The following is a 25,837-nucleotide window of genomic DNA, read 5'->3' as shown; positions in this document are numbered from 1 at the left end:
TCATGTTGCCAGATACAGATTATGAAGCACCTTTTTCACTTTTCACCGTGCTGCTTTTTAATTGATCCATAAACAATTCCGTTGTTTGTTTTAAAACAGCAGCCTTCCGGCAGGCGATGTAAAAATGCCGGTAAAAAGAAATATCTTTAATCGGGTAAGCTTTCAATAGCTTGAGTTTAAGCTCTTTTTTGATCGCACTTTTTGATATAATCGAAACCCCGAGCTTAGCGGACACTGCAGATTTAACTGCTTCCGTACTCCCAAGTTCCATCACAAGATTCAGGTCCTCCTCCGCCATGCCAGCCTGATTCAAATACTGGCTGACAACAGCCCTAGTACCCGAACCCTTTTCCCTGACGATCAAAGGCGTATCCTTTAACCGTTCAGCCGAAATGGTGATTTCGTTATCGGGAAAATAACCCGGCGCTGCTATTAAAGTCAATTCATCTTCCATAAAAGGCTCCACAATAATCTGGGAATCTTCTATCGGAGTTTCAATCAATCCTACATCAATGAACTGATCCTTAATGTTCGACACTATGTTGTTGGAATTGGTAATGTCGACACTTATTTGAATAAGCGGATAATCATCCTTGAATAATTTTAAAAACTCGGGAAGGACATATTCTCCTATTGTAAAGCTGCAGCCAATTTTCAAATCACCATACATACTGTCCTCAATTTTCAAAATTTCCTTATGGGCAGAGTCGCTCAGGTGAATAATTTTTTTCGCATATTTTAATAAAATTTCGGCGGACTGTGTCATTTCCACTTTTTTTGTTGTCCGTTCAAACAGCTTCGTCCCAAGTTCTTCTTCCAAAGCCTTGATTTGCGCCGAAATGGTCGGCTGTGTTACATACAATATCTTGGCCGCTTCGGAGAAACTTTTCTTCTCGGCCACTGCCACAAACGTTTTCAGCCTTTCGTAATCCATTAGTGGTTCCCTCCCCGAGTTATTATTTAGGGAAAAAATTAAAGACTACGAATCACCGATTCTACTGTTTCAACTACAAAGTCCAAATCCTCTTCAGTGCTTGTTAATGGCGGCGCTATAATAATGACATTGTTTAATCCCGGCACCGTGTCCCCATTTCTTCCGATGATCAAACCGCGCTTCTTGCATTCAGCCAAGATACTGCCCATTTTTTCATCATCAAGCGGCTCTTTCGTCTCCTTGTCGGCGACCATTTCAATTCCCACCAGGAAGCCTGCCTGCCTCACTTCTCCAACATATTTGTGATCGCTTAATTGATGGAGTCTTCCAAGCTTTGATTCTCCCAGTGCTTTAACCCGCCCCACAATATTTTCCCTTTCAATAATGTCGATATTGGCGAGAGCGACGGCACATGCTGCAGGGTGTCCGCCATAAGTGGAAACATGCCGGAAGTGATTATCTTTGCCCTGTTTTTTGAACACTTCATAAATCTCAGATTTAACGGCTGTAGCCCCAAGCGGCAAATACCCGCTCGTCAATCCTTTTGCCATTGTTACAATGTCGGGTTGAACTCCTTCGGCATGCTGGAATCCGAACATTTCCCCGGTTCTTCCATATCCGGAAACAACTTCATCCATGACGAGCAAAACATTATATTTTTTACAAATCTCCTGAACGCGTTGAATATATTTGATTGAAGGTACGATGACACCTCCCCCGGAGATAAACGGTTCCATAATAAAAGCGGCCACTGATTCCTCGCCTTCATGCTGAATAGTGCTTTCAAGAAGATCGGCAGCTTTCAAATCCGTTTCTTCAGGCGTTCCATCAAACAGGGAACGATAGCTGTATGGAGGATGGACATGCAGGAATCCAGGAACACCCGGATCATATTTCACACGACGGTTGGCTTGTGCTGTTGCACTCAGCGCTCCAAGCGTGGCTCCATGATACCCTCTATATCGGGAAATGATTTTATATTTTCCTGGATTGCCACTCTGGTTATGGTACTGTCTTATGATTTTGAAGGCGGTTTCATTTGCCTCAGAGCCGCTGTTTGAAAAGAAAACCTGATAATCAGCCCCAAGCAGTTCGCTGATTTTGCCGGCGAGACGGACAGCGGGCTGATGGTTCATCGTCAACGGAAAATATGACAGGGCTTTCATTTGTTCTGCCGCTGCATCAACAATCTCCTGTCTCCCATGACCAAGATTCAAACACCACAATCCGGAAACGCCATCAAGGTAGCGATTGCCATTTTCATCTGTAAACCAGGAGCCTTCACCGGAAACAGCCACTGTTGGCTCTGCATTGGGATTATAGCGGGTGATCGCATTCCAAAGGTGTGTTTCATTTGATTGCGGACCTTTCCTCAATTCAACTTCAGTTTTCATACTCCAAACCTCCATTTCATGACATTGTGACGTCCGAACCAGTTGAGATACCGGAGTTGAACTCAGTATAAAACATCAAGTTTTATATTTCAATTAATTTCATCTATTCAGACATTTGATCATTCTATTATATTTATAAGGTTTGCTGATAAATGCCCTGATCAACCAAATTTTCGTGACAAATTTACTTTGAATGTGTACATGTCACTCCTGTAAAAAGCGGTTTCCAGTTCAATGATTTGCCCAGCTTCGTTTTTGATCACTCGTCTTACTGTCATCACGCAGGCATCAGACGGTATGTCCAGATACTCACGGTCCTCTTCCAATAATGGCCCGCAGGAAATGGATTGATCGGCTTCTGCGAACCGGATTCCGAGTTCGTTCTGAACCAAATCGTATAAAGTTGCATTATCCAAATCATATTTAGCTAATTCCTCTCCGATTTCCACCGGATAATAATGCCGTTCCACGCCAATCGCTATATCGTCGGCAAAGCGTACCCTTTTGATAAAATAGGCTTCCCTGAATCCCGTCAGACCCTGTATATAAGGATCCGGCGTTGTTTTGTAATGAGTAATCAGCTTGGCTCCCGGCTTCATCCCCATTCCGCGTATAACTTCAGTTGTGCTGCTTAAATGTCCCAGCCAATCCTGGATCGGTTTCAAGGAAACAAAGGTGCCTTTCCCATGCTTCTTTTCAAGTATCCCTTCCCTGACCAATAAGTTGATGGCTTCCCGGACAGTACTCCGGCTTACGTTAAATTTTTCCATTAACTGTCGTTCGCTCGGAATTTGTTCAGTATAAATGCCATCGGCGATATGCTGTTCAATCAGATCTTTTAGTTGGATGTGCAGCGGAATTGGATGATTATAATCAATTTTCACATCCGTCCCCCTCCCGTTGGTTAATTAATAAAAGAATATCAAATCCATGTAAAAAGTAAAGGCGAAGAAATCCAAAATTCTGGTTTCTCCGCCTCCATAAAATAGTTTTAAAAACCTCTTATGCCGATTTTTTTGTACGGATGAAGTTCCGGTGTTCCAAAAATCCAGTCCCCAATATAACTCCCGCCACAATAAAAATAAATCCAAGCCATTGAGTGGAATATATTTTCTCGCCCAAAAATAAAAAGGCTCCGACAAGCGAGAAAAAAGGCGATAAGTTTAAAAACAGCGACGCCTGCCCCGCTCCGATTTTCTGTATTGCGTGATTGTAGATGAGGTGTCCAAAAGCCGTCGCAATGACTCCGGAAGCGAAAAATACGAGCCAGGCTGTAAGATTGCCGGTTTTCAATGTCGCCAATCCTGCCGGTTCCACAGCAAGGCTGAATGAAAAAAGCATCACCGAACCCATCATGAGTGAAAGCCCCGTTACTGCCTGTGTTCCTACTGTATTGGACATTTTGTTTATTAAAATAAAACTGACAGCCTGTGATAATACCGCACAAAATATGAAAATATCACCGACGGCGAAGCTGAATGAGGCTCCCGGCTGCATAAGCATGATCAATGCTACTCCCGAGAAACCGAAAATCAGTCCAAGTATCCGGAAGACAGTCAACCGGTCTCCCAGAAACAGAGCCGCCGCAACAGTTGTAACGATTGGAACTGAGCCGAGTATCAGCCCGCCGTTGGCGGCGCTTGTCTTGCTCAATCCAACAGAAAGGAAATAATGGTGGCCGAGGACTCCGAATACGGCCACCAGAGCTATGAACAATATATCTTTTTTCGTAAGCTTTTTCATTTCACTGCGATAAAACAACATGGGCGCAAGCGTGAGGAAGGCAACGAAAATCCGCAATGATGTAATCGTCACTGGTGCAAAATGTGTGACTATAATTTTAATGGCGGTGACATTGAAGCCCCATACCACCATCACCATGATGACTAAAAAATATAAATGCCATTTTTTCATCAAATCCCCCGCTTGCTGTCCGGTTCTAAAATTATCTAAATTGATTGTATCACAGATAAGAAGATTTCCGGCTAAAAATGCTACTGTGGTCTGTCCGTGGTCACATAGGTGCCGGCAATCAAATCATGAATCCCTCTTTTATCTTCCCTCAGACCAACCATAAATGCACTCACGATCAAAGCAATTCCAAGCGTAACTGCATAAACGAGACCAGTCACAAAAGTCCGCAGAAGCATAGTCCCAATTCCCACTTTTCCGCCATCGACCTTCACAATCCGGACGCCGACAATTCTTTTGCCGACCGTGTATCCCATCCAGACTACGGGAAGAATCAAATAATATAAAAAGCTTAGCAGATTGGTAAGAGTGTTTCCTTCAGACTCACCTGTCAAAATGTAACTTAATATGCCCAGCGGGACACCAACAACGATCGCATCCAATAATAGTCCAAGCAGCCTTCTCCAAAACCCACCCGGATTTTGAACCATCATCCCCACTCCCTTTTAATTTATTTTCCTCTGTCCTCCTGAATATTTGTCCATTTAAATACATTCCATACAATGAGCAAAAATATGAAATAACCGATAAATGTATACCAATGCTTCCACTCGCCTGCATGCCAAAACATACCCAACGATTCCGATAATACCTCCAAAACGGGACCTGCCATACTAAACAATACGATCAAAAGCCCCCTCCCCGCTTTGTTCATTCTGATTCCAGCCCAAAGAAAAAACCAAGTAAAAACGGGCAGGCCCGCTAGATTAAAAACGATATGAATTTTGAAAACATCAGCAAAGGGCCGGACCGGAAATGAGTACATGCCCATTCCTGTAAAATAAAGCTCAAGGTATGTTCCCAACAACATAGCGAATACAATGGCCGGAAAATAGACGGGCTCATTATATAAAAACCGTCTTTTTTGCAAGTACTGCCAATTCAAGATTTTGAAGGGTTTCACAATAATCACCTGTTATTTTTCCATTTACCGGCTCTTCTTTTTCTTTTAAATAGACAACAACACCGGGATCATAAAACCAGTCACCAGTTTCAGCGGGCCGGTGCTTCATATTTGGCCATGCATGTTCAAGCTTGGGACTATACAACTTTGGCGAACCTTTGATCAAACGGCAGTTTTTCAACCTGCGAATTTGGAGCGGGCCGGCAGCCCTTCATTGACATCGTTAAAAATATGAGGCCAGTAATCCTTTCTGGAGCCGGTATGCGCGCGTGAAATACACCAGGCCAATATTTCCTTATGTTGTTTCCGGTCTTTAAAAAGCAAGTGATACAATCTTCTGCCCAGGATGATCCGCTCATGCAATGAACCAAATTGATGAATCGTCATGCCTGTCAGTGAAGCCTTTTCGCCTTTACGGGAAGGAAACAATATTTGATTGAATGAAAGCAGATCCTGCAAAAAGAATTCCAGCGTCTGAAAAATTTTTTCTTTATAAAAAGGATTTTGGATCATTCGCGCTTCCAAATAGCTTTGTTCGTTCACAACCTGCGCCATGGCCAATATATAAGAATCCCTCCTCTGCCAAAAATCGTCCCAGATCACCTCCATGAACCTGGATATCCCCATACACGGAAGCAAATAAAATAGGCTTCGTCCCTGTCTTATGCTCTCCGCATAAAGCAAAAATTGCGGAAATGCATCCTGAAAAATTAACCAATTTCCGCGTTCCAGAAATTCAAAGAATTCTTCCTGCTTTTCTTCGCTCATCAGCCTTGAAAGCAAATCACCTTTCAAGTCGGTCATGTTCCATCCGCCGTTTCTTGACACGGCATGCCCTAGGAATGCCCAATGGATTTCCGGATACCGCAGATAAAAATCAAGATAGGCCTGCGTCCTTGTTACGTTGTTGATATTCAGCATTTTCGTTATTTTTGTTATCTGCTCTACTATCGCTTTATCTTCCCGTGACAAATCTTCGATTTTCAAAGTGCAGGTATCCAACAAGACTTTCTTCAATTTTCTCTTTATATCGTGGAGGTGGCGGGATAGCGGTTCTGTTTTTTTCTTCTTTTTAAAAAAGAAAATCTTTCCTCACCCCCGCCAAGAATTCTTTCGCCTTTTTTGAATAAATATTTGTCAGGGAGATGATTCGGTATGGCGTACAGTCCAAATGAGTTGATCAACAGGATTACCGGAATTTTAAAAGAGGAGCAGAATTGCGATGGTTCGTGGGATTATCCCTTTGACACAGGCGTCAAAACCGATGCCTATATGATTATTTTATTAAAGACCCTGGAAATAAATGATGAAGATTTGATTCGGAGGCTAACGGAGCGGATTCTCAGCAAACAGGAAAAAAACGGTGCCTGGAAGCTGTATTACGATGAAAAAGACGGCAATTTGTCCTATACGGTTGAAGCTTACTATGCCCTTCTTTATTCGGGTTTTTACCCAAAGTCTGATACCCGTCTCCGATTGGCCAAAAGCTTCATATTAAAAAATGGCGGGATGGAGAAAGCCGGGATATTTACAAAAGTCTTGCTTGCTTTGACAGGGCAATATAAGTGGCCAGCCTTTTTTCCGCTTCCTGTGGAACTGATTCTTCTGCCCCTTTCCTTTCCTATCAATTTCTATGATTTTTCTGTATTCGGCAGGGCCAATCTTGCTCCGATCATGATTTTGGCCGCAAAAAAATACAACAGAAAAACAAAGGACAGCCCGGATCTTTCTGACCTTTTTGTCAACAGGACAGACGAATTTTTTTCAGCGGACGAAAAACGCAGTTTCGAAAATATTTTCTCCATTATTGAACAAGGGATCAAAAGCATCCTGATGGCTCCCGGCCAACTTCGGTCATATGCCATCGAGCGGGCAAAACAATACATGCTCAACCACCTGGAACCGGACGGGACGTTTTACAGTTATTTCAGCTCCACCTTCCTGATGATATTCGCCCTCATGTCTCTCGGATACAAAAAAGACGATCCGGTTATTTTAAAAGCGGTCGAAGGCCTGAAAGGGATGGAATGTACAATTAAGGGCTACACCCATATGCAGTATACGACAGCGAACGTCTGGAATACTGCCCTTATTTCCTATACCCTTCAGAATGCGGGAGTCCCAGCGTCAGATCCTACGGTCATAGCAGCCAACGAATATTTGTTGGAAAAACAGCATTATAAATACGGCGATTGGGTCATCCACAATCCAAGTGCTTTGCCAGGTGGCTGGGGATTTTCGGATATTAATACGTTCAACCCGGATGTTGATGATACAACCGCGGCGTTAAGAGCCTTTTCTCCATTGGTTACGGAGAATTCTGCCCTGCGTTCGTCATGGGACCGCGGGACCAATTGGACCATTTCGATGCAAAATAATGACGGAGGGTGGCCTGCTTTTGAAAGAAATGTTGATAAAAAGATTATGAATCTATTGCCGATCGAAAAGGCGAGATTCCTTGTTTCAGATGCAAGCAGCGCCGATCTAACCGGAAGGACCCTTGAATTTTTTGGTAATTATACAAACATGCCGAAAAAGAGCAAAAAGATAAGAAATGGAGCAGAATGGCTTAAAGCGGACCAGAAAAAAGACGGGTCATGGTACGGGAGGTGGGGAATCTGTTTTATATACGGAACGTGGGCTGCCGTGACTGGCTTAATGGCAATAGGCTTTGACCGGAAAGATAAAAGTATCCAAAATGCGGCCGCCTGGCTTAAAAGGATTCAAAACAAAGATGGCGGATGGGGGGAATCATGCAGCAGCGATATTGAAAATACGTACGTTCCGCTGCGTAAAAGCCATATTACCCAAACGGCATGGGCCTTGGATGCACTGATTGCCGCAGAAAACCAGCCGACGCCGGAAATTCAAGCGGGAGTCCGCTATTTGCTCCACTCATATGATAGCGAGAATTGGACTTGGGATTACCCCGTCGGCCAAGGAATGGGAGGGGGATTTTACATCCATTACCATAGTTACCGTTATATTTTTCCTTTGCTTGCACTCTCCAATTACGAGAAAAAGTTTATAAGAAAAGCGCAAGCGCCCGTTTAGCGACGTACAAACTGGAGCACTCCGCAATGAGATAAAGGAAACACGGCGACGAAGGAGCCGATGTTGACTTATCGTAGTGGAGGAGTGCGAAGTTTGCTAGTCGCTGGGCGCTGGAGCTGGACAAAGAATAGCTTTTTTTGAATAAAAATTTTTAGCAAATTATGCTTTACTTATTAATAAACAAAAAATCGCCGGCACATAAAGATGCAGGCGATTTTTTCCTATAATCGGCACTATATCAGATATTACGCAAATCAAGAAGGACATCCATTTCAAAGAGTTTATCGCTCTGAATCAGGCGTGCAAGCCTGCCCGCTGTCTCTTCGGGTGAACTCAGCAGCCCTTTTTTCTTATATTCGATAAACTGATCGACCAATTCAAATTCCTGCTTGTCGCTTTTACGTATTTCCTTTTGCATATCCGTATCAATAATACCCGGAGCAACAGAAACGATTTTCACACCGAACGGTTCTTTTTTCTGCTCCAGTGCAACAGCATTGGAATAATGGTCAAGCCCTGCCTTTCCGGCACAGTAGCTGCTCCATCCTGTATAGGCATGGCGTCCGGCGCCTGAAGAAATATTGACGACCCGTTTTGGCACATGTTTGTCCTTAAGCTTTCGGATGAAAGCAGATGTCAATATCATCGGCGCAGTCAAGTTGACGGCAATGCTTTTCTCGATGGCTGCCGGCGGGTTGTCCTCTGTATGGCCGATCGGTTCGATGACACCGGCATTATTGATGAGCGTAATAGAACCCGGAAACTCTGGTACATAGGAAATCATTGAATCCATCAGCTCTTCGAGACGGGAGGTTTCAGTCAAATCGAACTCAAGGAATGCAAGTTTGCCGCCGTGGTGTTTTGCAAGCTCCTCAAGCTCTTCGTTCTTTGATCGCGCCGTGCAGACAAGCACGTTGTTTTTACCCATAAACTCCTTACTTAAAGCAAGGCCGATTCCTCTGGAAGCACCTGTTATAAAAAAGACGTCCATCTTGGCATCATCCTTTCATTTTAAGCACTGCGTTGACTGGATCGGTATTTTTCTAATTTTACTTTTAACCTCCAGAAATACTTCTAAACCCATATAGCCGTCATTTTTTCTCATCAATGTCTGTATAAAATTGGGCCGGAATGGAGCCGAAATTTCTTCTGTGATACAACATCGGGTCGCGTTTTTCAATATCGATATCAAGCACTTCCCCGATGATGATTGTATGGTCGCCGGCTTCCACGGCTTTGTAAAGCCTGCATTGAAGAACAGCGAAAGCCCCATCAATAATTGGAATATTATGCCCGGACATGTTCCAGCTGCACTTGCTGAAACGATCGACATTCGGAGTCGCAAACGTCTTGCAAAGCTCAACCTGGTCCGCAGCCAAAATATGTACTGCAAAGTTTTCCCCATTGATAAAAGCATCTTTGGATGATACACGATGATCGATAGACCATAAAATAAGCAAAGGATCCAATGATACAGATGCAAATGAATTAACGGTCAGTCCGACCGGAGTTCCATCTTCTTTAGCAGCAGTTACGATCGTGACACCTGTTGGATAGTTTCCAAGCGCCTCTTTGAATAATTGCTGTTTCTCTTCTTTAGACATGAAAATTCTCTCTCCTTTTTCTCTGTTACAATCATTTTTTAAAAATTTATAAATCGATCCTAATGGGACGTTCTACTTTTCTTAAATATGCCGCTCCCTCGGATCTCATAGAATGCTCATAAATGGTTGCATAGTGGATCAAATACTTAAAATCGGGCGTTTTTCGCACGCCGATGACCCGGATAGCAGAAAACCCCGTTTGCGGGTATCAGCCCCGGTCTTCAGTGACCGCTGACGCCGGGAAACCCCATACGCGGGCATTGGACCCGGTCTCCAGTGACCGCTGACGCCGGGAAACCCCATACGCGGGCATTGGCCTTTCGCTAATAAGAACGGAAATTATATGAGTTCACTCAAAATTTCGGTAACCCGGTCTCCAACTTCCGAAGTGGAAGCATTCCCGCCGAGATCGGGAGTAAGTACCTCGTTTTCTTCCAAAAGTTTTTCTATCGCTTGTAAAAGCTTCTCTCCCAAATCATTATAGCCGAAAAAGTCAAACATCTGGCTGGCTGACCAGACTGCCGCCAACGGGTTGGCAATCCCTTTCCCGGCGATATCAGGAGCCGATCCGTGGACCGGTTCAAACATGGATGGATATTCCCTTTCAGGATTGATATTCGCACCGGCAGCAAGCCCCATCCCGCCTGCAAGCGCGGCGCCTAAATCGGTTAAAATATCCCCGAATAAATTTGATGTGACTACGACTTCGAAGCGTTCCGGATCCGTGATCATATGCATGGCCGCAGCATCCACCAGATACGAATAAGTTTGGATTTCAGGATACTCTTTGCTTACTTCTTCAAACACTTCATCCCAAAAGACCATGGAATAATTGAGTGCGTTAGCCTTGCTGATGCTTGTCACCGTTTTTCCGGATTCTTTTGCTGTTTCAAAGGCATAGCGGATAATCCGCTCAGTTCCTTTTCTGGAAAAAACACCTGTCTGCAGGACTACCTCTTCAGGCTTTCCTTTAAAGAGCCAGTCTCCTGCCCCCGAATATTCGCCTTCGCTGTTTTCCCGGATAAACAACATATCGATTTTTTGTTTGCTGCCATTTTTCAAGGGACAAGGCGCTCCATTCAAAAGCTGAATAGGGCGGATATTCACGTATTGATCAAAGCTTTTTCGGATTCGCAAAAGCAGGTCCCAAAGGGATATATGGTCAGGGACGCCGGGATAGCCGACAGCCCCCAAATAAATGGCATCGAATTTCTTCAACTGGTCTATACCGTCTTGATCCATCATTCTGCCATGCTCAAGATAATATTCACAGCCCCAGGGAAAATAGGTAAATTCAAATTGAACTCTTCCGTCCAACTGAGCAGCTTTTTCCAGAACTTTGATTCCTTCCGCAATGACTTCGGGGCCGATTCCATCCCCCGGAATGGCCGCTATTTTCAGTGTCTCCATCCTCTTCAACTCTTTCATCTATTATTTGGGGTATGCAATCAATTCTATTTTATCAAAATAAAGCGGGAAAGACTTGCTTTTTGCAAGCAAGCCTTCTTTCTGTTGCCGTTCTATTATATTGGAGAAATCAGTCGCCCAGCTTAAAATTGGCCACCGACGCATTCAATTCTTCCGCCAGCTCTGTCAATGATTGTGCGGTGGAAGCGGTTTCTTCGCTGCTCGCAGTTGCCTCCTCCGTCGCAGCCGAAATGCTTTCGATGAAATGCAGAACCTCTGACGACTGGGCCGCCTGCTGCTCACTGGCACCTGCTATTTCCGTTACTTTTTTGCCTGTTTCCTTTACCATTTTGATAATTTGTTCGAAGGCTTCGCCCGATTTTTGTGTGTAAACAAGACCTTCCTGTACCGATTTTACACTCAGCGCCGTGTTATTCTGCATCTCTTTGATAATGGAGGTAATCTGCTTTGTCGCTTCCCCGCTTCGTTCTGCGAGCTTGCGGACCTCATCGGCCACAACAGCGAAACCTCTTCCCTGTTCTCCTGCGCGGGCCGCCTCAATTGCCGCATTCAATGCCAATAGATTCGTTTGATCGGCGATATCATCGATCACTTCGATAATTTCTCCGATTCTATTGGAATCCTGTTCCAAATCGCCCATCTGATCACTGACAACATGGGCCCCCTCAACGGAAGACAGCAGCACTTTTTCCCCGTCCTGCGCGATTCTGATTGTCTCATTTGAAAGCTTTGCTGCCTGCTCCGTATTTTTTGCAACAGAGTGAATCGCATCCGACAATTCTCCGAATAGCTCATTCATCGTCTGTGCGGCATTCGCCTGATTGGCGCTGGCACTGGCAACTTCTACAGTGCTTGCGGACACCTGCTCTGAGGAGGCCGACAGATTTTCAGCAGCACTCAATATGTTTTGAATCATCCCCCTCAAATTGACGACCATCCGGTTGACCGACTGCGCTAATTTTCCGATCTCATCCTTCGTTTGGATGTCCGTCGTTTCTGTCAAATCGCCGTCAGCCACCTTTTCTACCAGGCCGACCACTTGATTGAGCGGCTTGGAAATGACGCGTGAAATGAGAATTCCGAATACGATACATAGTATAAAAGTCAGCGTGATATTGAATAAGGTGATATTTTTCACCATTGTATAAGTTTGGCCGGAATCTATATTCTCTTTTTCCGCTTCGGCAACATTGATTTCGATTAATTTATTAATAATGATCCCCAATTCGATTTGCAGTTTGTTCAGATTCATCTGATTAAAATATTTCGTATCATTTTCAATGATGACATCGATGGATCTGTCGTACTCCCTGTTATACTTCTCCAACTCACTTTCAAATCTTTCCAGCAATTCTTTCTGTTCTTTATTCAATGAAGTTTTGCTGTACAGCTCAATGTTCCGATTGATATCATCTCTCGCCGCCTTAACGTCATCCAAAAGTTTTATCCTTTCTTTGCTGGAGACGCTGATAAAAATATCGCGCCAGTTCACCTTTAACTCTTGAAAAAGATATCTCGTCTCATTCAAATATTGAATGGGCTGAAGACTTTCATCATACATATTCTCCGTGTTCTCATTCAGTTTCCCCATGTTATATACGGAGAAAAGCCCGCCGCCTATCTGGATACAAGCAATAAGAATAAAAGCGAATATCAACTTCAATGATGTCTTTAAATTCAGGAACCTCGAAAAAAACTTCATTCTTCATACCCCCCTTTTAAAACATGCAAAGCAACAATTCCAAACAAAGTCAAAAGTGAAAAAATTCATGATAAAGAGAGGCTCCCGGCTAATACCGAGAGCAGACCAAGTTATGTAACTTAATTCGATAACTCTATCATTTTGGAAGAAATACGATTTAACGGCAGAATATGATCGACGCAGCCCAGATTGACAGCCGTTTTCGGCATTCCGTAAACGATGCATGTCTCTTCGGACTCAGCAATGGTCGAACCGGCTGCACCGGAATCTTTTGCCCTTTTCATGCCCTTGGCACCATCCCCGCCCATTCCTGTCATAATGATATAATGGCGTTTCAATCCGGCAAGCTTGCTGACGGAATCATACAAGACATCAACGGAAGGGCGGTGCCCGTTGCAATGCGTTTCTTTATTTAAAACAATCCTGTATTCATTGCCTCTTTGCCGTACTTCCATGTGGTAATCCCCAGGGGCAATATAAACGGTTCCACCGCTAATGACCTGATTGTTCTGCGCCTCGACTACATTTACATTTGCAATGCCATCCAGCCTTTTGGCCAGGTATTCCGTAAATTTTGGCGGCATGTGCTGTACGACAAGAACAGGATCCTTAAAGCCGGCAGGCAAACCAGTGATGACTGTTTCCAGCGCCTTCGGCCCCCCTGTTGAAGTCCCAACGGCAAACAGCTGTTTAAAACCGGTCACAACTCTCAGCGGTTTTTCTATTTTTTGAATGGCCGGTTTTGTTTTAGGCTGTACAGCTTCACTAAGAACCAGGGGTTCTGTCTTCGACAGAGGTGCGTTTGCGACCGCCTTGATTTTGGCAATCAGTTCTTCCTTTACCCGGAACAGGTCCAAAGAGACAGATCCGGACGGTTTTTGAACAAAATCGACTGCACCAAGCTGCAAAGCCTTGATCGTCTCATAAGCCCCTTTTTCGGTCAAAGAGCTTACCATGAGAACTGGAGTCGGGAATCTTTGCATAATATGCCGCAGTGCTGTCAACCCGTCCATTTCAGGCATTTCCACATCCATTGTGATGACATCAGGATTCAGTTCTTCCGTCAGCCGGATAGCCTCACGACCGTTCTTCGCTGTCCCAGCGACATCTAAACGATCATCCTTTGATACGAAATCGGCGATAAGTTTCCGCATAAAAATGGAGTCATCAACAATAAGGACCTTAATCTTTCCCATAACATCTCACCTACATCTTTTTGTAAAAGAATGTGCCCGCTTCTTTCAACTGGTACCTCTGCGGCTGAAAGATCTGCTCGGAACCGCCGACAAAAAGGTATCCGCCCTTATTCAATGCCCGGCTGAACTTATGAAACAGATAATCTTTCGCTTCATCCGTAAAATAAATAAGGACATTGCGGCAGATAATCAAGTCAAATCCCTGTTCAAAAGGGTCAGACAGGAGATTCTGCTGTTTGAAATGGACACTTTTTCTTACCTCTTCTGAAATCACATGCTGTCTTCCCTGATCGGCAAAAAATTTCTCCCGGTACTGGGGAGAGAGATTTTTCAGCGTCCCTGTGTTGAATACGCCGGATTTCGCTTGATCAATCACCTTTTGATTTATGTCCGTCGCCAATATCCGAATATCTTTCCAGTCCAGGAACGAAGAAAGCAGCATGGCCAGACTGTATGGTTCCTCCCCTGTAGAGCAGGCGGCACTCCAGCATTTAATCCTCTTTTTATCCTTCAAAAGTTCTGGAATAATCTTCTTTTCTAAAATATTCCACCGCGAAGGATTGCGAAAAAACTCTGTGACATTGATTGTCATATGGTTTAAAAACTCTTCATAGAGCATTTCATCCTGCATCATCGCTTTGTAGAAATCATCAAATGTCCGGAACCCTTTTCTGCTTTTTAAGGAAGTCAATCTCCGTTTCATCTGGTCTTCTTTATACGCATGCAGGTCTATGTTTGTCTGTCTCTTGATTCTCTGTATAAACAAATCGTAATCTTGGTTTTTATCCAATACTTCAAGCATTGTTTCACCTTCAGCCTATATTACTTTTCAAACATAACTCTTAGCTCTTTCCTGCCTTGGCTACCGCGTTCATCATCCTTTGTGGATTGATCGGCTTTACAATAAAATCAACAGCCCCTGCGATGATCGCTTCTTTTACCATTGATTCCTGTCCCATCGCGGAAGAGATAAGAACTTTCGCATTCGGGTCATATTGCTTAATTTCTTTCGTAGCAGTGATCCCATCCTTATTCGGCATGGTGATATCCATCGTGACCAAATCCGGTTTCAATTCCTTGTATTTTTCCACAGCGTCATTCCCGTCAACAGCCTCTCCGATCACCTCATGCCCGAACTCTTCCAGCATTTTCCGCAAAGTCATCCGCATAAACGCTGCATCATCTACAATTAAGATTTTCATATATATTCACTTCCAATCTATGAATTTATACATTATTGATCATTCTGTTGATGCCGGCCACTTCCAGTATCAATTCCACCCGTCCGTCCCCTAAAATGGTAGCTCCGGAAACTCCGTTGATTTTTCCGACATATTTGCCCAATGACTTGACAACAATCTCCTGGTTGCCTTGAAGTTCATCAACGATCAAAGCAATTCTTTTTTCACCCACACCTACGATCACAACCGGCAGCTGCCTGTTTCCGGGATCGGTCCGCGGAATTTGGAGCAGATCGTGGAGCCAGACAACAGGCAATACCTGCTCCCGGACAACCACGATCGATTTGCCTTTGATCGTTTGAATCGTATCTGGGTGAATCCGAACAATTTCAACGACATTGCTCATTGGCAAAATAAAGGTCCTGTCAGCCAATCTGATGATCAGCCCAGTAATGATGGCCAATGTCAATGGCAGCTTAATTTTAAAAGAAGTGCCTTGACCCAATTTTGTATTAAGCTCAATGATCCCGTTCAAGCTTTCGATATGGCTACGGACGATGTCCATCCCAACTCCCCGCCCGGAAACATCGCTCACTTCTTTGGCTGTGGAGAAACCCGGCCGAAAAATGAGGTAGGCTGCTTCATCATCAGTCAGCTTCTCAGCTTCCTCGGCAGTAATAACACCTTTTTTCACCGCTGAAGCTCTCATTTTATCAGGGTCTATTCCTGCACCGTCATCTTCAACAGTGATGACTACCTGATTTTCTTCATGGCTGGCGGTGATGCGCAAAACACCCTTAGGGGGCTTGTCTGTCTTAGCCCTGTCCTCTTTTGATTCGAGCCCATGGTCAACCGCATTTCGAATCAAGTGAATCAAAGGGTCGCCGATTTTTTCAATGACTGTTCTGTCCAATTCCGTTTCTTGCCCTTCAATGACAAGGTCTATATCCTTATCCAGCGTTTGCGCAAGATCGCGGACCATTCTCGGGAATCTGCTGAACAGCTGTCTGATCGGGAGCATCCGCACTTTCATGACACTTTCCTGAAGCTCCCCGATCACTCGTGCGACGTGATCGGAAACTTGCACCAGATCATCAACGGTATCATCTTCAGTATAACGGTTATGAAGCAATCCGCTCACTTGGCTGATTCTCGTTTGATCGATGACCAGTTCCCCCACCAGATTCATGAGATGCTCCAAGCGCCCGACATCCACCCGGATCGTTTGGGCCGCCTGCGGTCCTTTGGCAGGCTTCTTCCCATCAGCTTTTGGCGGTTCGGGTTTGGGAGCCGATCCAGCCTTTTTCTCTTGTTCGACTGGCACTTCGGCTTTTTCCACAGTTTCCGCCCCAGTTGCAGCAGCCGCTTCTTTTGCCGCAGCTTCCTGTCCAAAGTCATTTACGGCTACCTGATCCACATCAGTCATCATTTCCACAAGGCCGGAAATTTCCGAACTGCTCTGCTGCGTCGCAATGAGAAACTTTATTTTCTCGTAATCTTCCTCCTGATTATTCGGCTGATCAAAATCCGGTACAGATTGAATAATATCGGCCCCAGCTGATTCCAGCTGGTTTTTAATTAAAAAAGCCCGAACGGATTTCATTTCACATTCAGCGGAAATGTTGATGGACAGTTCATAAATGTGCAGTCCCTGTTCCCTGTATGAATCAATGTCCGCTTGAATTTCTGATGAATACTGTTCATTTGAAGCTGTTTCCTCTTCCTGCTCCTCCGGTTGCTTTCTACTAGAAAAACTCTCCACTTCTTCAATAAGCGGTGTTATGTCCGTTCTTGGGTCCTGACCCGAAACAATTTCTTCCTTCAACTGTTTCAATTCATCCAGGCACTTGAATAAAAGATTGATCAAATCATGAGTGACTGATAACCTGCCATTGCGGACATGGTCAAGCAAATGCTCCATTTCATGCGTCAGCTTTGTCATATCCTCAAAACCCATTGTCGCGGAGGAACCTTTTAATGTATGTGCAGCGCGGAATAGCCTCTGTATGACTTCCGGCGATTCACCCTCTTGTTCCAGTACAAGGATCTCCTGGTCGATGATATCCAACTGCTCATCGACTTCATCTATAAAAACTCCCAAAAACTCGCTTAAATCAAATGTATCCATCTATTTTTCACCGCCTATTGCTGGAGAACTTTATCCAAATTTAGTATGCTGACCAGTTCCTCGTCCACATGCCCGATTCCGGAGAAAAACGAGCCTTTTACATCCCCGAACGTTTCGGGTGGAGGCTGAATATCACTGAACGTGGTCACCTGGCTGACATTGTCTACCACAATACCGATCATTTCATCTTTATATTTCACGACAACAATGCGTGTATCTTTTGAATACTCTTCCTCATTCAGCCCAAACCGATGGCGCAGGCTGACAATTGGAATGATCCTTCCCCTAAGGTTGATCACCCCTTTAATATGAGCCTGGACATTTGGTATTTTCGTAATATCCTGCATTCGTATTATTTCTTCGATATCATGAATCCTGATTGCATATTTCTCGGGACCGATACCGATGGCAACGTATTGTTCCTGGCTTGCTTCCCCCATATTCCCCACCTGCTTTATATTTTTCATCATTTACAGTTCACCCCCAATTAATCATTGGGGGTGAATTTACGTCAATTGATTTTAAAAGCCGCAACCGATGCATTCAATTCCTCTGCCAAGTCTGTGAGCGACTGTGCTGTAGAAGCTGTTTCTTCACTGCTTGCCGTCGCTTCCTCGGTTGCAGCGGAAATGCTTTCGATAAACGTGAGGACTTCCGCAGACTGAGCCGCCTGCTCCTCACTGGCGCCGGCAATTTCCGTCACTTTATTTCCTGTGTCATTTACCATATGAATGATATTTTCAAAAGCTTCGCCTGATTTTCGTGTGTAGGCAAGCCCTTCCTGAACGGATTTCACGCTGAGCGCCGTATTCTCCTGCATGCCTTTGATAATGGCAGTGATTTGTTTTGTCGCTTCGCCGCTTCGTTCCGCCAGTTTGCGCACTTCATCGGCCACAACCGCGAATCCGCGTCCCTGTTCGCCTGCCCGTGCTGCTTCTATCGCCGCATTCAAGGCCAACAGATTTGTCTGGTCCGCGATGTCATCAATAACCTCAATGATTTCTCCGATTCTGTTGGAATCCTGCTCCAGGCTGGCCATTTGCTCACTTACAACATTGGCACCATCCACAGAAGACAGCACCACTTTTTCACCATCCTGCGCAATTTGCATCGTTTTATTGGCAAGTTCAGCCGCCTGTTCCGTATTTTGGGCAACTGCATTGATTGCATCCGACAATTCCCTGAACAGTTCATTCATAGTTTGCACAGCATTGGCCTGATTAGAGCTCGCACTGGCAATTTCTTCTGTGCTTGCCGACACCTGTTCTGATGAAGCCGACAGATTTTCAGCGGCACCCAATATGTTTTGGACCATTTCCCTCAAATTTAACACCATCGTATTGACAGACCGGGCAAGTATTCCAACTTCGTCCTTAGTTCGAATGTCCGCTGTTTCTGTCAAATCGCCGTCAGCGACTTGTTCAACTAGGCCGACGACCTGTCTGAGCGGGCGGACAATAACCCTGGAGGTCCACAGGCCCATGACAATACTGAAGAGAGAGATAAGTGTGAGGATAATAATCATGACCACTTTTGTACTGGAATACATATGATCTGCATTTTTATGTTCCTGTTCGGCAACAGCGCGGCCTGATTCTTTCAATTGGTCGAGCATCCCGATTATCTTCGTTTGATGAGTATCCAGTTCAGAGACATCATAGCTTTGGATGTCTTTTTTTCCGTCAATGATTTCACGGACAGACTTGTCATACGTTTCATTAAAAGCCGCCCATTCAGGCCAGAAGTCATCCACCAGTTTTTTTTGTTCATTCGTCAGGGCTGATTTACTGTAAGTCTCAATATTTTTTTCCATGTCTGCCCTGATATCATTGACCTCATTCAAAAACGTTTCACTTGAATCACTCGTATTGGCATCACGCCACTTGACTCTCAATTCTTGAAACAGAAATCTGGTATCATATATGTAGTCCATCGGCTGCATTCTTTCATTATACATGTCATCTATACTGCTGTTCATTTTGCCCAAATTGCTCAATCCGAATAGATTCGCGCCTATCTGAATGAAAGCAATGATAACAAAAACCGATAAAATCTTAGTTGCTGTTTTCAAATTGTAATACCAGTTAAAAAATTTCACTTTTAGACACTTCCTCATTATTAAGTTGTATTAAGCCAAAGCTTTTTGAACATCAACCTGCTGCAATAAGGTTTGTAAATTCAGCAAGGCGATCGTTTTTTCATTGTGGTGGTATACTCCCGTGATCCATTCGCTTTGCGATAAGTGCGGTGCAGGACTGATATGTTCATCAGATAAAAACATGACATGGTCAACCTCATCCACCACAAATCCGAATTCCTGGCCATTGGTCTGTAAAACAATCATTCTTGTTTTTGAATCGATTGTTTTTTCATCTTCAGAAAAAATGCGGTGCAGACTGATGATGGGAATAATATGTTCTCTCAGGTGAATGACACCCAGAAACTCCTCACGCGAATTCGGAACCCATTTAACAGTCTGCATCCGAATGATCTCCGAAACATCATGAATAGAAATGGCGTAAAGATTTTGGTTAATGGCAAATACGACGTATTGTTCATCTTTCGAACCCAACGTTATAACCTCCTCTCAAAAGCTGTAGTGATAGTCAAAATCTCCGTCATCCTGCATCAGGTGGACAAACGGCATTATCATCGAAACTTGTCAGGATGCACGCAGGACTTTTGATGCACCCAAGTCCATTTTTAGTTAAAAATTGGGATTCTTTCATTACTAATTTAATAATAACCGATACCTTCTTTATCGGCATATTCATGATTTTTTTTATATACGTCATTGAAAATTCACTTTTCAGCTTTTTTAACGCTACAAGATGAAAGCCCCGGTCCAGGACCTGGGCTTTACTTTCAATTGATTTTAAAAGCTGCCACCGAAGCATTCAATTCCTCTGCCAATTCTATCAATGCATTGGCAGTAGCAGCTGTCTCCTCGCTGCTTGCCGTCGCTTCCTCAGTTGCGGCAGAAATGCTCTCAATAAACGTTAACACCTCGGCCGATTGTGCCGTCTGTTCCTCACTGGCACCTGCAATCTCCGTCACCTTATTGCCTGTATCATTCACCATGTTAATGATATTTTCAAAGGCTTCCCCAGACTGCCGGGTTGATGTGACACCTTCAGCAACCGATTTGACACTCAGTAAAGTGGCCTCTTGCATTTCTTTAATAATGGATGAAATCTGCTTCGTCGCCTCACCGCTTCGCTCAGCCAGCTTCCGGACCTCGTCTGCAACTACCGCAAATCCCCTGCCCTGCTCACCTGCACGGGCCGCTTCGATGGCTGCATTCAAGGCAAGAAGATTTGTCTGATCCGCAATATCATCGATCACTTCAATGATTTCCCCAATTCTGTTGGAATCTTCCTCCAAACGGGACATCTGCTCACTGACAAGATTGGCCCCTTCCACTGAAGACAGGACCACTTTTTCCCCTTCTTGGGCAATTTCAATCGTTTGATTCGCAAGTTCTGCCGCCTGTTCTGTATTCTGTGCAATCGCATTGATTGCCCCCGATAATTCCCGGAACAGCTCGTTCATGGTCTGTGCCGATGTTGCCTGGTTGGCACTGGCGCTCGCAATCTCTTCGGTGCTGGCCGAAACCTGTTCAGAAGAAGCCGAAAGATTTTCCGCGGCGTTTAAAATATTTTTGATCATCCCTTTAAAATTATCTATCATATGGTTGACGGATTGGGCGAGTATGCCAACTTCATCCTTCGTTTGAATATGAGCCTTTTCAGTCAAATCACCTTCAGCCACTTTCTCCATCAGTTCTGCCATCTCATTGAGAGGGCGGGCAATGATCTTGGTGAGGAAAAGACCGAGGGCGATACAAATCCCCAGTGTCAGAATGACGATGGCAATCATGATTTTCATAGTGGTGGTGTACTTATTTTCAGAGTTGTGATACTCATCTTCCGAAATGGACATATCTACGTCCCAGATCTCTTTAAGATATGTAGTTAAGCGATCATGATATCCATTCAACTCAGCATCAAGTTTTTGAAAGCTGCTGCGGTCTTTTTTAACTTGTTGGACCGCTTGGTCATAAACTTTGTTATATGATTCAAAATCCGACATGAATCTGTTATAAAATTCCTGTGCCTCCTGCTGTGCCTCGATACTTTCAGTTTCATAGGAATCTGTATAAATCTTAATATTTTTTGCAACATCTTCCCTGATTTTCTTTATTTCTTCTACCTTTGTATCAATTGCAGCATCAGAGTCAGCCAATGCGACGTCACGCCAGCCAATCCTTAACTGCAGGAGTTCATTTTGGGCATTAGCCATATTTTCCATAGGCTTTAATGCAGCAGTATACATCTCCGCAGCGATTATATTGATTTTTTTCATACTGTTCATTGCATAGATACTTACCGCTGCAAGGATCATGGCAATGACAATAAATGACGATAAAAGTTTAAATGAAGTTTTTCTATTGACAAACCAGCGCATTCTACAACACCCTTTACTTAAAATTCTTCCATTTCCTCACTTGGGAGGCTGTCATTTTATGATGTCTTCTCGATTCCTTTTAAGCCGATCCATAAAAAAACCCCCAGGAGGGGTAAAAATAATTTGATTGTGAATTCTGATTCAATCCGATTAATTCCGTACCTCTATAATCTAGGCCATTGCCGCTTCGTTCAATTGTTCAGCCGATGACGTCACAATAGCTGAAGCATTTTCAATTTCATTCATAACCGCAACGAGCTGGTCCATTTGTTCCTGCACTTTCATATTTGTCATGCTGTTTTGCTGGATGGACCGGGTAATATTTTGAAAAGCCTCATGCGTATGCTCAGAAGTGGCGATGCCGGACATCAACGCTTCTTCCACATGCTTCAGCGACTTTATCACCTGTTCTTTATATAGATTGGAATTGGAAATCAGTTCATGAATTTGCGAAATGGAATTTTTCGTTTGTTCAGCAAGGCTTTGCACTTCCTGGGAAAGTACAGCAAAACCCCTTCCGTGTTCTCCGGCCCTTGCCGCTTCAATAGCGGAATTCAGCGCCAATATATTAGTCTGTTCGGCGATATCCTGAATAATGTGAATGACGCTGGAAATTTTATCGGAAGATTCACCCAGCCGGTGGATGCTTTCGATCATGTCCCTTGAATATTTATCCATCACGCTGATTTTATCCAACAATTCCCTCAGCTTGTTTTGGCCGTCATCTGCGTAATTTTTAGCCAAGATTGCCTGCTCACTGCTCTCGGTTGTCGTTTGGTTCACTTCCCGGATGTTAGTGCTCAACGTAACAACAGATGCCTGGGTCTGTTCGGCCAGGGCAACCAGTCCTTCACTGACAGAAGTCATTTTGTTTTTGAGATAGGCTTTCCCCTCTTCAAACTGCGCATTTAGTTTTTTCATATTTTCCCGCTCGTACGCTTCAAGGACGAGCTGCTGCTCCAGGCTTAATATTTTATTGACGGCGGAAAGGACAGCTTGAAGCTTTCTTCTGTCTTTTATATTTTTGAAGGTTAAATGAGTGATCGTATCGTGAATGCTTTGAAATGATCCCATATACCATGAAGGTTCCAACCCGATTACATAGTGGACCTTCGCAATTTTCAAACGCTTATTTATAAAACTTTGATCTATATTCCCATCGAACATCTCAGTAATATGGGCCCTTAATGTTTTTCTAAGCCGGTCGACAGTGGAATGATTGTCAATAATCGCTTTTAATTTATCAACCTTCATGACAATTGCATAGAAATCTTCAACAAGCCTGTCGATATTTGCTTCTACCAAAGGCTGGATGCTTTTGAGGAGCTTCAAATCTTTTTCAGTAAGTTGAATCATATTGATTTTATCCAATATAGAAGCATCTTCTATTTTAGTGCCCACTTTCGTATTTACGATTTCGTTATGGTTATTTTTCTCTTCCTTCTTCTTATTTGACTTGCCCAGTCCAAACAAACTCATGTTTCGTCCTCCTCTTAGCCGGTTGCGTTTTCAAAAATATTTTTTCATTTAATAGGCCTAATATCCCGGGGTCATGTACGATTCTTTATCTACAACTTTATGTATCGGCTGATTTTTGATGATCTTTACAGAGAATGATGAATACGTCTTTTTTCTAAATAGTAAAAAAGCCATAGATAGAAATCCCAACGCATTTGGACCGGCACTATTCCGGAGGAAGAGAACTCTTACAGGTTTATCCAGAAATTGTAGTTTTGCAATGATACATCAAGCTTTAACTCTTTATTGATTCTTTTATTATTTCGCAGATAAAGTGTAAAAATTTTAATGTCACTTACTGCCTGGGCAAAAGAGATCAGTCTAAAATGCATTGATTGATGATACTTAAGATACTGAACCAACATTTCTTCTTTTAAAAAAACGAGATAATAAATGTCGGTATGTTCAAGCAGAAAATGAAATATCCTCTTTAGCGAATCATATTCTGAACAGTCAACTGGAATCTTCTTAAATGGGAATTGCGATGACAGTATATCATATCTGTCATATTCTTTAATTGCTGACATCTGTTACTCCTTATTACTGTTGTTCCGTTGATCTACTAAAATAGGAGAGTTGAATTCAGAGTTGCATAACAAAGCAGGCTTTCCGAGAAAGTAGCCTTGGGCAATCGAAATCCCCAATGCTTTTGCCGCTTGGAGTTCCTCCTCCGTTTCCACCCCCTCTAAAATTAGCCCGCTCTTTGTTTTTTCACAATAATTTTTAAAAACTGAGATGAACTCCTGCTTTCCTTGGGACATATGTAAATCTTGGGCGAAGTATCGATCAAGTTTCAGATAATCGGGCTCCAATTCAATGATGGATTCAACGTTTGAATAACCTGTCCCGATATCATCTATCGCTATTAAAAATCCATCCTGCCTAAGTTCAGATATCCGCTGTTTAAAGTCAAGCAGATCTTCGATAACCTCGGATTCAGATATCTCCAGGACTATTCGTTGTTTTTTCAAATTGGTACCGGCCATCATTCTGTTGAGAAAAGCAGGGAAGCTTGGATTTAAAATAGTCGACGGGAAGGCATTTAAAAACAAGCATTCGTATTCTCCCGATGGACGTACCTCATTGAAGCTGAAAACAGCTTTTTGGATGGAACGTGAATCCAATTCATATAACTGATTTTCTTTTTTGGCCATTTGGAAAGTTAATTCGGGATTTGGATATGTCTTAGCTCTTAACAGCGCCTCATACCCAACCTTTCTACTGTTTTCCAAATCGTAAATCGGTTGAAAAAAATGATAGAACTGTTCGGTTTGGATAAAACGTTTAAAAGACAAACTTCATACCCCCTTTCCCAATACGAAAAGGCGGGCCCAGGAAAAAAGGGCCCACCTTTAGTGTCCAATTTCCTTTGGTAACTCGGCCACCATAGCAAATAGCCTTAGGCCCGTAGCTTTGCGTCCTTATTTTTCAATAAGTTTGCCTTTATCTGGAAAACAATGCAATGATTACAAATGTTATTATAACAAAATACGACAAAATTCCTACCCTTTTGACAAAATTATATGAATTTGCGCCTATAAATTTACACAGAATACAATTTTGCAGCCAAAAAAATCCCGGCCCAAAATAGACCGGGGCTTTCGAACTATTCATTTTTCAGAAATCCTTTTGATTGCAGGAAATTTAGCATAAAGGTCCTGCGCGGCTCAGACAGGAAAGCTGCCATGACGTCCGTCCACCCATTGCTTTTACTGTTGGCGGAACGGTTGCGGTAATACTCTTCCATGACCGAATTATACTCTTTAAGAATTTTATCGTATTTGTTTTCGTCATATGTATCTTTATGCAAAATCGCTTCAATCGGCAAGCGCGGCTTCACTTCATTTTTTTCAGCAGGAACCCCTACTGTCATGCCGAACAAAGGGATGACAAGATCAGGCAGTTCCAACAGCTCACTGATTGGCTCCGGGTTATTCCGGACACCCCCGATATAACAGATGCCATATCCCTTCGATTCAGCAGCCACAACAAAGTTTTGGGCAAACAATGCAGTATCAATTACTGCAACCAGAAAGTTTTCCGCTGTGCCGCCCAAAATCTTTTTTCCATGAATGGCAGCCGCATGTCCAAGCCTTCTTAAATCAGCACAAAAAACAAGTGCCAATGCGGCCGAATCATATTGTTTCCGGTTCTTTGACAGCTCTGCCAGCTTGTCTCTTTTAACCGGATCCTTCACCTGTATAACGGAATACGCCTGAGCAAAGTTGGAGCTGGCCGCATGCTGGGCAGCATGGAGCATCTTGTGAAACGTTTCATCTGAAATTGGCTCATCCTTATACTTCCGGACTGAAGCGTGCGATGTTAACAAATCCAGCATAATATCTTCCTTTCACAT

General features: G+C 43.6%; 23 protein-coding genes, 1 pseudogene and 1 riboswitch. Of the genes and pseudogenes, 1 reads left to right on the top strand and 23 read right to left on the bottom strand.

Annotated features, from left to right (window positions below):
* Positions 1-19: 19 nt before the first annotated feature.
* The 7 genes and pseudogenes from FS666_RS02735 to FS666_RS02705 all read right to left on the bottom strand — a co-directional run bounded on the left by FS666_RS02735 (position 20) and on the right by FS666_RS02705 (position 6,133).
* Positions 20-934 carry a selenium metabolism-associated LysR family transcriptional regulator gene (locus tag FS666_RS02735; RefSeq protein WP_144461010.1) on the bottom strand — a complete coding sequence of 305 codons (915 nt, stop codon included), beginning with the start codon at positions 932-934 and terminating at the stop codon, positions 20-22.
* Between the two features lie 38 nt (positions 935-972).
* Complete coding sequence (locus FS666_RS02730; protein WP_144461011.1) at positions 973-2,328, bottom strand: aminotransferase; 1,356 nt, start codon at positions 2,326-2,328, stop codon at positions 973-975.
* A 161-nt stretch (positions 2,329-2,489) separates the two neighbouring features.
* Positions 2,490-3,212, bottom strand: coding sequence for a GntR family transcriptional regulator (locus FS666_RS02725; protein WP_144461012.1), 723 nt, complete (start codon positions 3,210-3,212; stop codon positions 2,490-2,492).
* 118 nt (positions 3,213-3,330) lie between these two features.
* Positions 3,331-4,242 (bottom strand): DMT family transporter, encoded by a 912-nt coding sequence (locus FS666_RS02720; protein WP_120071887.1) that lies wholly within the window; start codon positions 4,240-4,242, stop codon positions 3,331-3,333.
* 80 nt (positions 4,243-4,322) lie between these two features.
* Entirely contained in the window at positions 4,323-4,733 is a 411-nt protein-coding gene (locus tag FS666_RS02715; RefSeq protein ID WP_144461013.1) for an RDD family protein, read from the bottom strand.
* A gap of 17 nt (positions 4,734-4,750) precedes the next feature.
* The gene (locus FS666_RS20430) at positions 4,751-5,203 is read right to left on the bottom strand and encodes a CBO0543 family protein (protein ID WP_280524783.1); all 453 of its coding nucleotides are present in this window, start codon (positions 5,201-5,203) and stop codon (positions 4,751-4,753) included.
* Positions 5,145-6,133, bottom strand: a pseudogene (locus FS666_RS02705) (DUF2515 family protein). Before FS666_RS02705 ends, FS666_RS20430 begins: the two are co-directional and overlap by 59 nt.
* Before the next feature lie 225 nt (positions 6,134-6,358).
* On the opposite strand from FS666_RS02705, the gene shc reads away from it, so the two are divergent.
* Positions 6,359-8,257, top strand: a complete 1,899-nt coding sequence (gene shc / locus FS666_RS02700) for a squalene--hopene cyclase (RefSeq protein ID WP_144461015.1) — start codon at positions 6,359-6,361, stop codon at positions 8,255-8,257.
* A gap of 238 nt (positions 8,258-8,495) precedes the next feature.
* On the opposite strand, the gene FS666_RS02695 is transcribed toward shc, so the two are convergent.
* The 16 genes from FS666_RS02695 to nfsA all read right to left on the bottom strand — a co-directional run bounded on the left by FS666_RS02695 (position 8,496) and on the right by nfsA (position 25,819).
* Positions 8,496-9,248 carry a (S)-benzoin forming benzil reductase gene (locus tag FS666_RS02695; protein ID WP_144461016.1) on the bottom strand — a complete coding sequence of 251 codons (753 nt, stop codon included), beginning with the start codon at positions 9,246-9,248 and terminating at the stop codon, positions 8,496-8,498.
* A 100-nt stretch (positions 9,249-9,348) separates the two neighbouring features.
* A complete protein-coding gene (locus FS666_RS02690; RefSeq protein WP_144461017.1) occupies positions 9,349-9,861 on the bottom strand; it encodes a flavin reductase family protein in 513 nt (170 codons plus the stop codon).
* Positions 9,862-10,200: 339 nt separating this feature from the next.
* Positions 10,201-11,271: a tartrate dehydrogenase gene (locus FS666_RS02685; protein ID WP_144461018.1), complete on the bottom strand. Its 1,071-nt coding sequence runs from the start codon at positions 11,269-11,271 to the stop codon at positions 10,201-10,203.
* A gap of 127 nt (positions 11,272-11,398) precedes the next feature.
* On the bottom strand, positions 11,399-12,991 hold the full coding sequence (locus tag FS666_RS02680; protein ID WP_120075694.1) for a methyl-accepting chemotaxis protein: 1,593 nt from the start codon (positions 12,989-12,991) through the stop codon (positions 11,399-11,401).
* 119 nt (positions 12,992-13,110) lie between these two features.
* The gene (locus FS666_RS02675; protein WP_144461019.1) at positions 13,111-14,187 is read right to left on the bottom strand and encodes a protein-glutamate methylesterase/protein-glutamine glutaminase; all 1,077 of its coding nucleotides are present in this window, start codon (positions 14,185-14,187) and stop codon (positions 13,111-13,113) included.
* A 10-nt stretch (positions 14,188-14,197) separates the two neighbouring features.
* Positions 14,198-14,989 (bottom strand): CheR family methyltransferase, encoded by a 792-nt coding sequence (locus FS666_RS02670; RefSeq protein WP_144461020.1) that lies wholly within the window; start codon positions 14,987-14,989, stop codon positions 14,198-14,200.
* Between the two features lie 40 nt (positions 14,990-15,029).
* Positions 15,030-15,395, bottom strand: a complete 366-nt coding sequence (locus FS666_RS02665) for a response regulator (RefSeq protein WP_164876413.1) — start codon at positions 15,393-15,395, stop codon at positions 15,030-15,032.
* Positions 15,396-15,414: 19 nt separating this feature from the next.
* Positions 15,415-17,496, bottom strand: a complete 2,082-nt coding sequence (locus FS666_RS02660; RefSeq protein ID WP_144461021.1) for a chemotaxis protein CheA — start codon at positions 17,494-17,496, stop codon at positions 15,415-15,417.
* 14 nt (positions 17,497-17,510) lie between these two features.
* Entirely contained in the window at positions 17,511-17,966 is a 456-nt protein-coding gene (locus FS666_RS02655; RefSeq protein WP_244943823.1) for a chemotaxis protein CheW, read from the bottom strand.
* A gap of 41 nt (positions 17,967-18,007) precedes the next feature.
* The gene (locus FS666_RS02650; protein WP_186306481.1) at positions 18,008-19,594 is read right to left on the bottom strand and encodes a methyl-accepting chemotaxis protein; all 1,587 of its coding nucleotides are present in this window, start codon (positions 19,592-19,594) and stop codon (positions 18,008-18,010) included.
* Between the two features lie 30 nt (positions 19,595-19,624).
* Positions 19,625-20,068, bottom strand: a complete 444-nt coding sequence (locus tag FS666_RS02645) for a chemotaxis protein CheW (protein ID WP_144461023.1) — start codon at positions 20,066-20,068, stop codon at positions 19,625-19,627.
* A gap of 293 nt (positions 20,069-20,361) precedes the next feature.
* Complete coding sequence (locus FS666_RS02640; protein ID WP_120075679.1) at positions 20,362-21,963, bottom strand: methyl-accepting chemotaxis protein; 1,602 nt, start codon at positions 21,961-21,963, stop codon at positions 20,362-20,364.
* Positions 21,964-22,134: 171 nt separating this feature from the next.
* Positions 22,135-23,442 carry a globin-coupled sensor protein gene (locus FS666_RS02635; protein ID WP_144461024.1) on the bottom strand — a complete coding sequence of 436 codons (1,308 nt, stop codon included), beginning with the start codon at positions 23,440-23,442 and terminating at the stop codon, positions 22,135-22,137.
* 227 nt (positions 23,443-23,669) lie between these two features.
* Positions 23,670-24,008 (bottom strand): hypothetical protein, encoded by a 339-nt coding sequence (locus FS666_RS02630; RefSeq protein ID WP_120075675.1) that lies wholly within the window; start codon positions 24,006-24,008, stop codon positions 23,670-23,672.
* Between the two features lie 3 nt (positions 24,009-24,011).
* Entirely contained in the window at positions 24,012-24,776 is a 765-nt protein-coding gene (locus FS666_RS02625; RefSeq protein WP_144461025.1) for an EAL domain-containing protein, read from the bottom strand.
* A gap of 73 nt (positions 24,777-24,849) precedes the next feature.
* Positions 24,850-24,933, bottom strand: a riboswitch (cyclic di-GMP riboswitch).
* Positions 24,934-25,087: 154 nt separating this feature from the next.
* Positions 25,088-25,819: an oxygen-insensitive NADPH nitroreductase gene (gene nfsA / locus FS666_RS02620; protein WP_144461026.1), complete on the bottom strand. Its 732-nt coding sequence runs from the start codon at positions 25,817-25,819 to the stop codon at positions 25,088-25,090.
* Positions 25,820-25,837: the final 18 nt, after the last annotated feature.

The organism is Siminovitchia fortis (genome assembly GCF_007681465.1).
In the GTDB taxonomy this organism is placed as follows: domain Bacteria; phylum Bacillota; class Bacilli; order Bacillales; family Bacillaceae_C; genus Siminovitchia; species Siminovitchia fortis.
The sequence above is the reverse complement of the archived record's forward strand: the minus strand, read 5'-3'. Positions and strand labels throughout refer to the sequence as shown.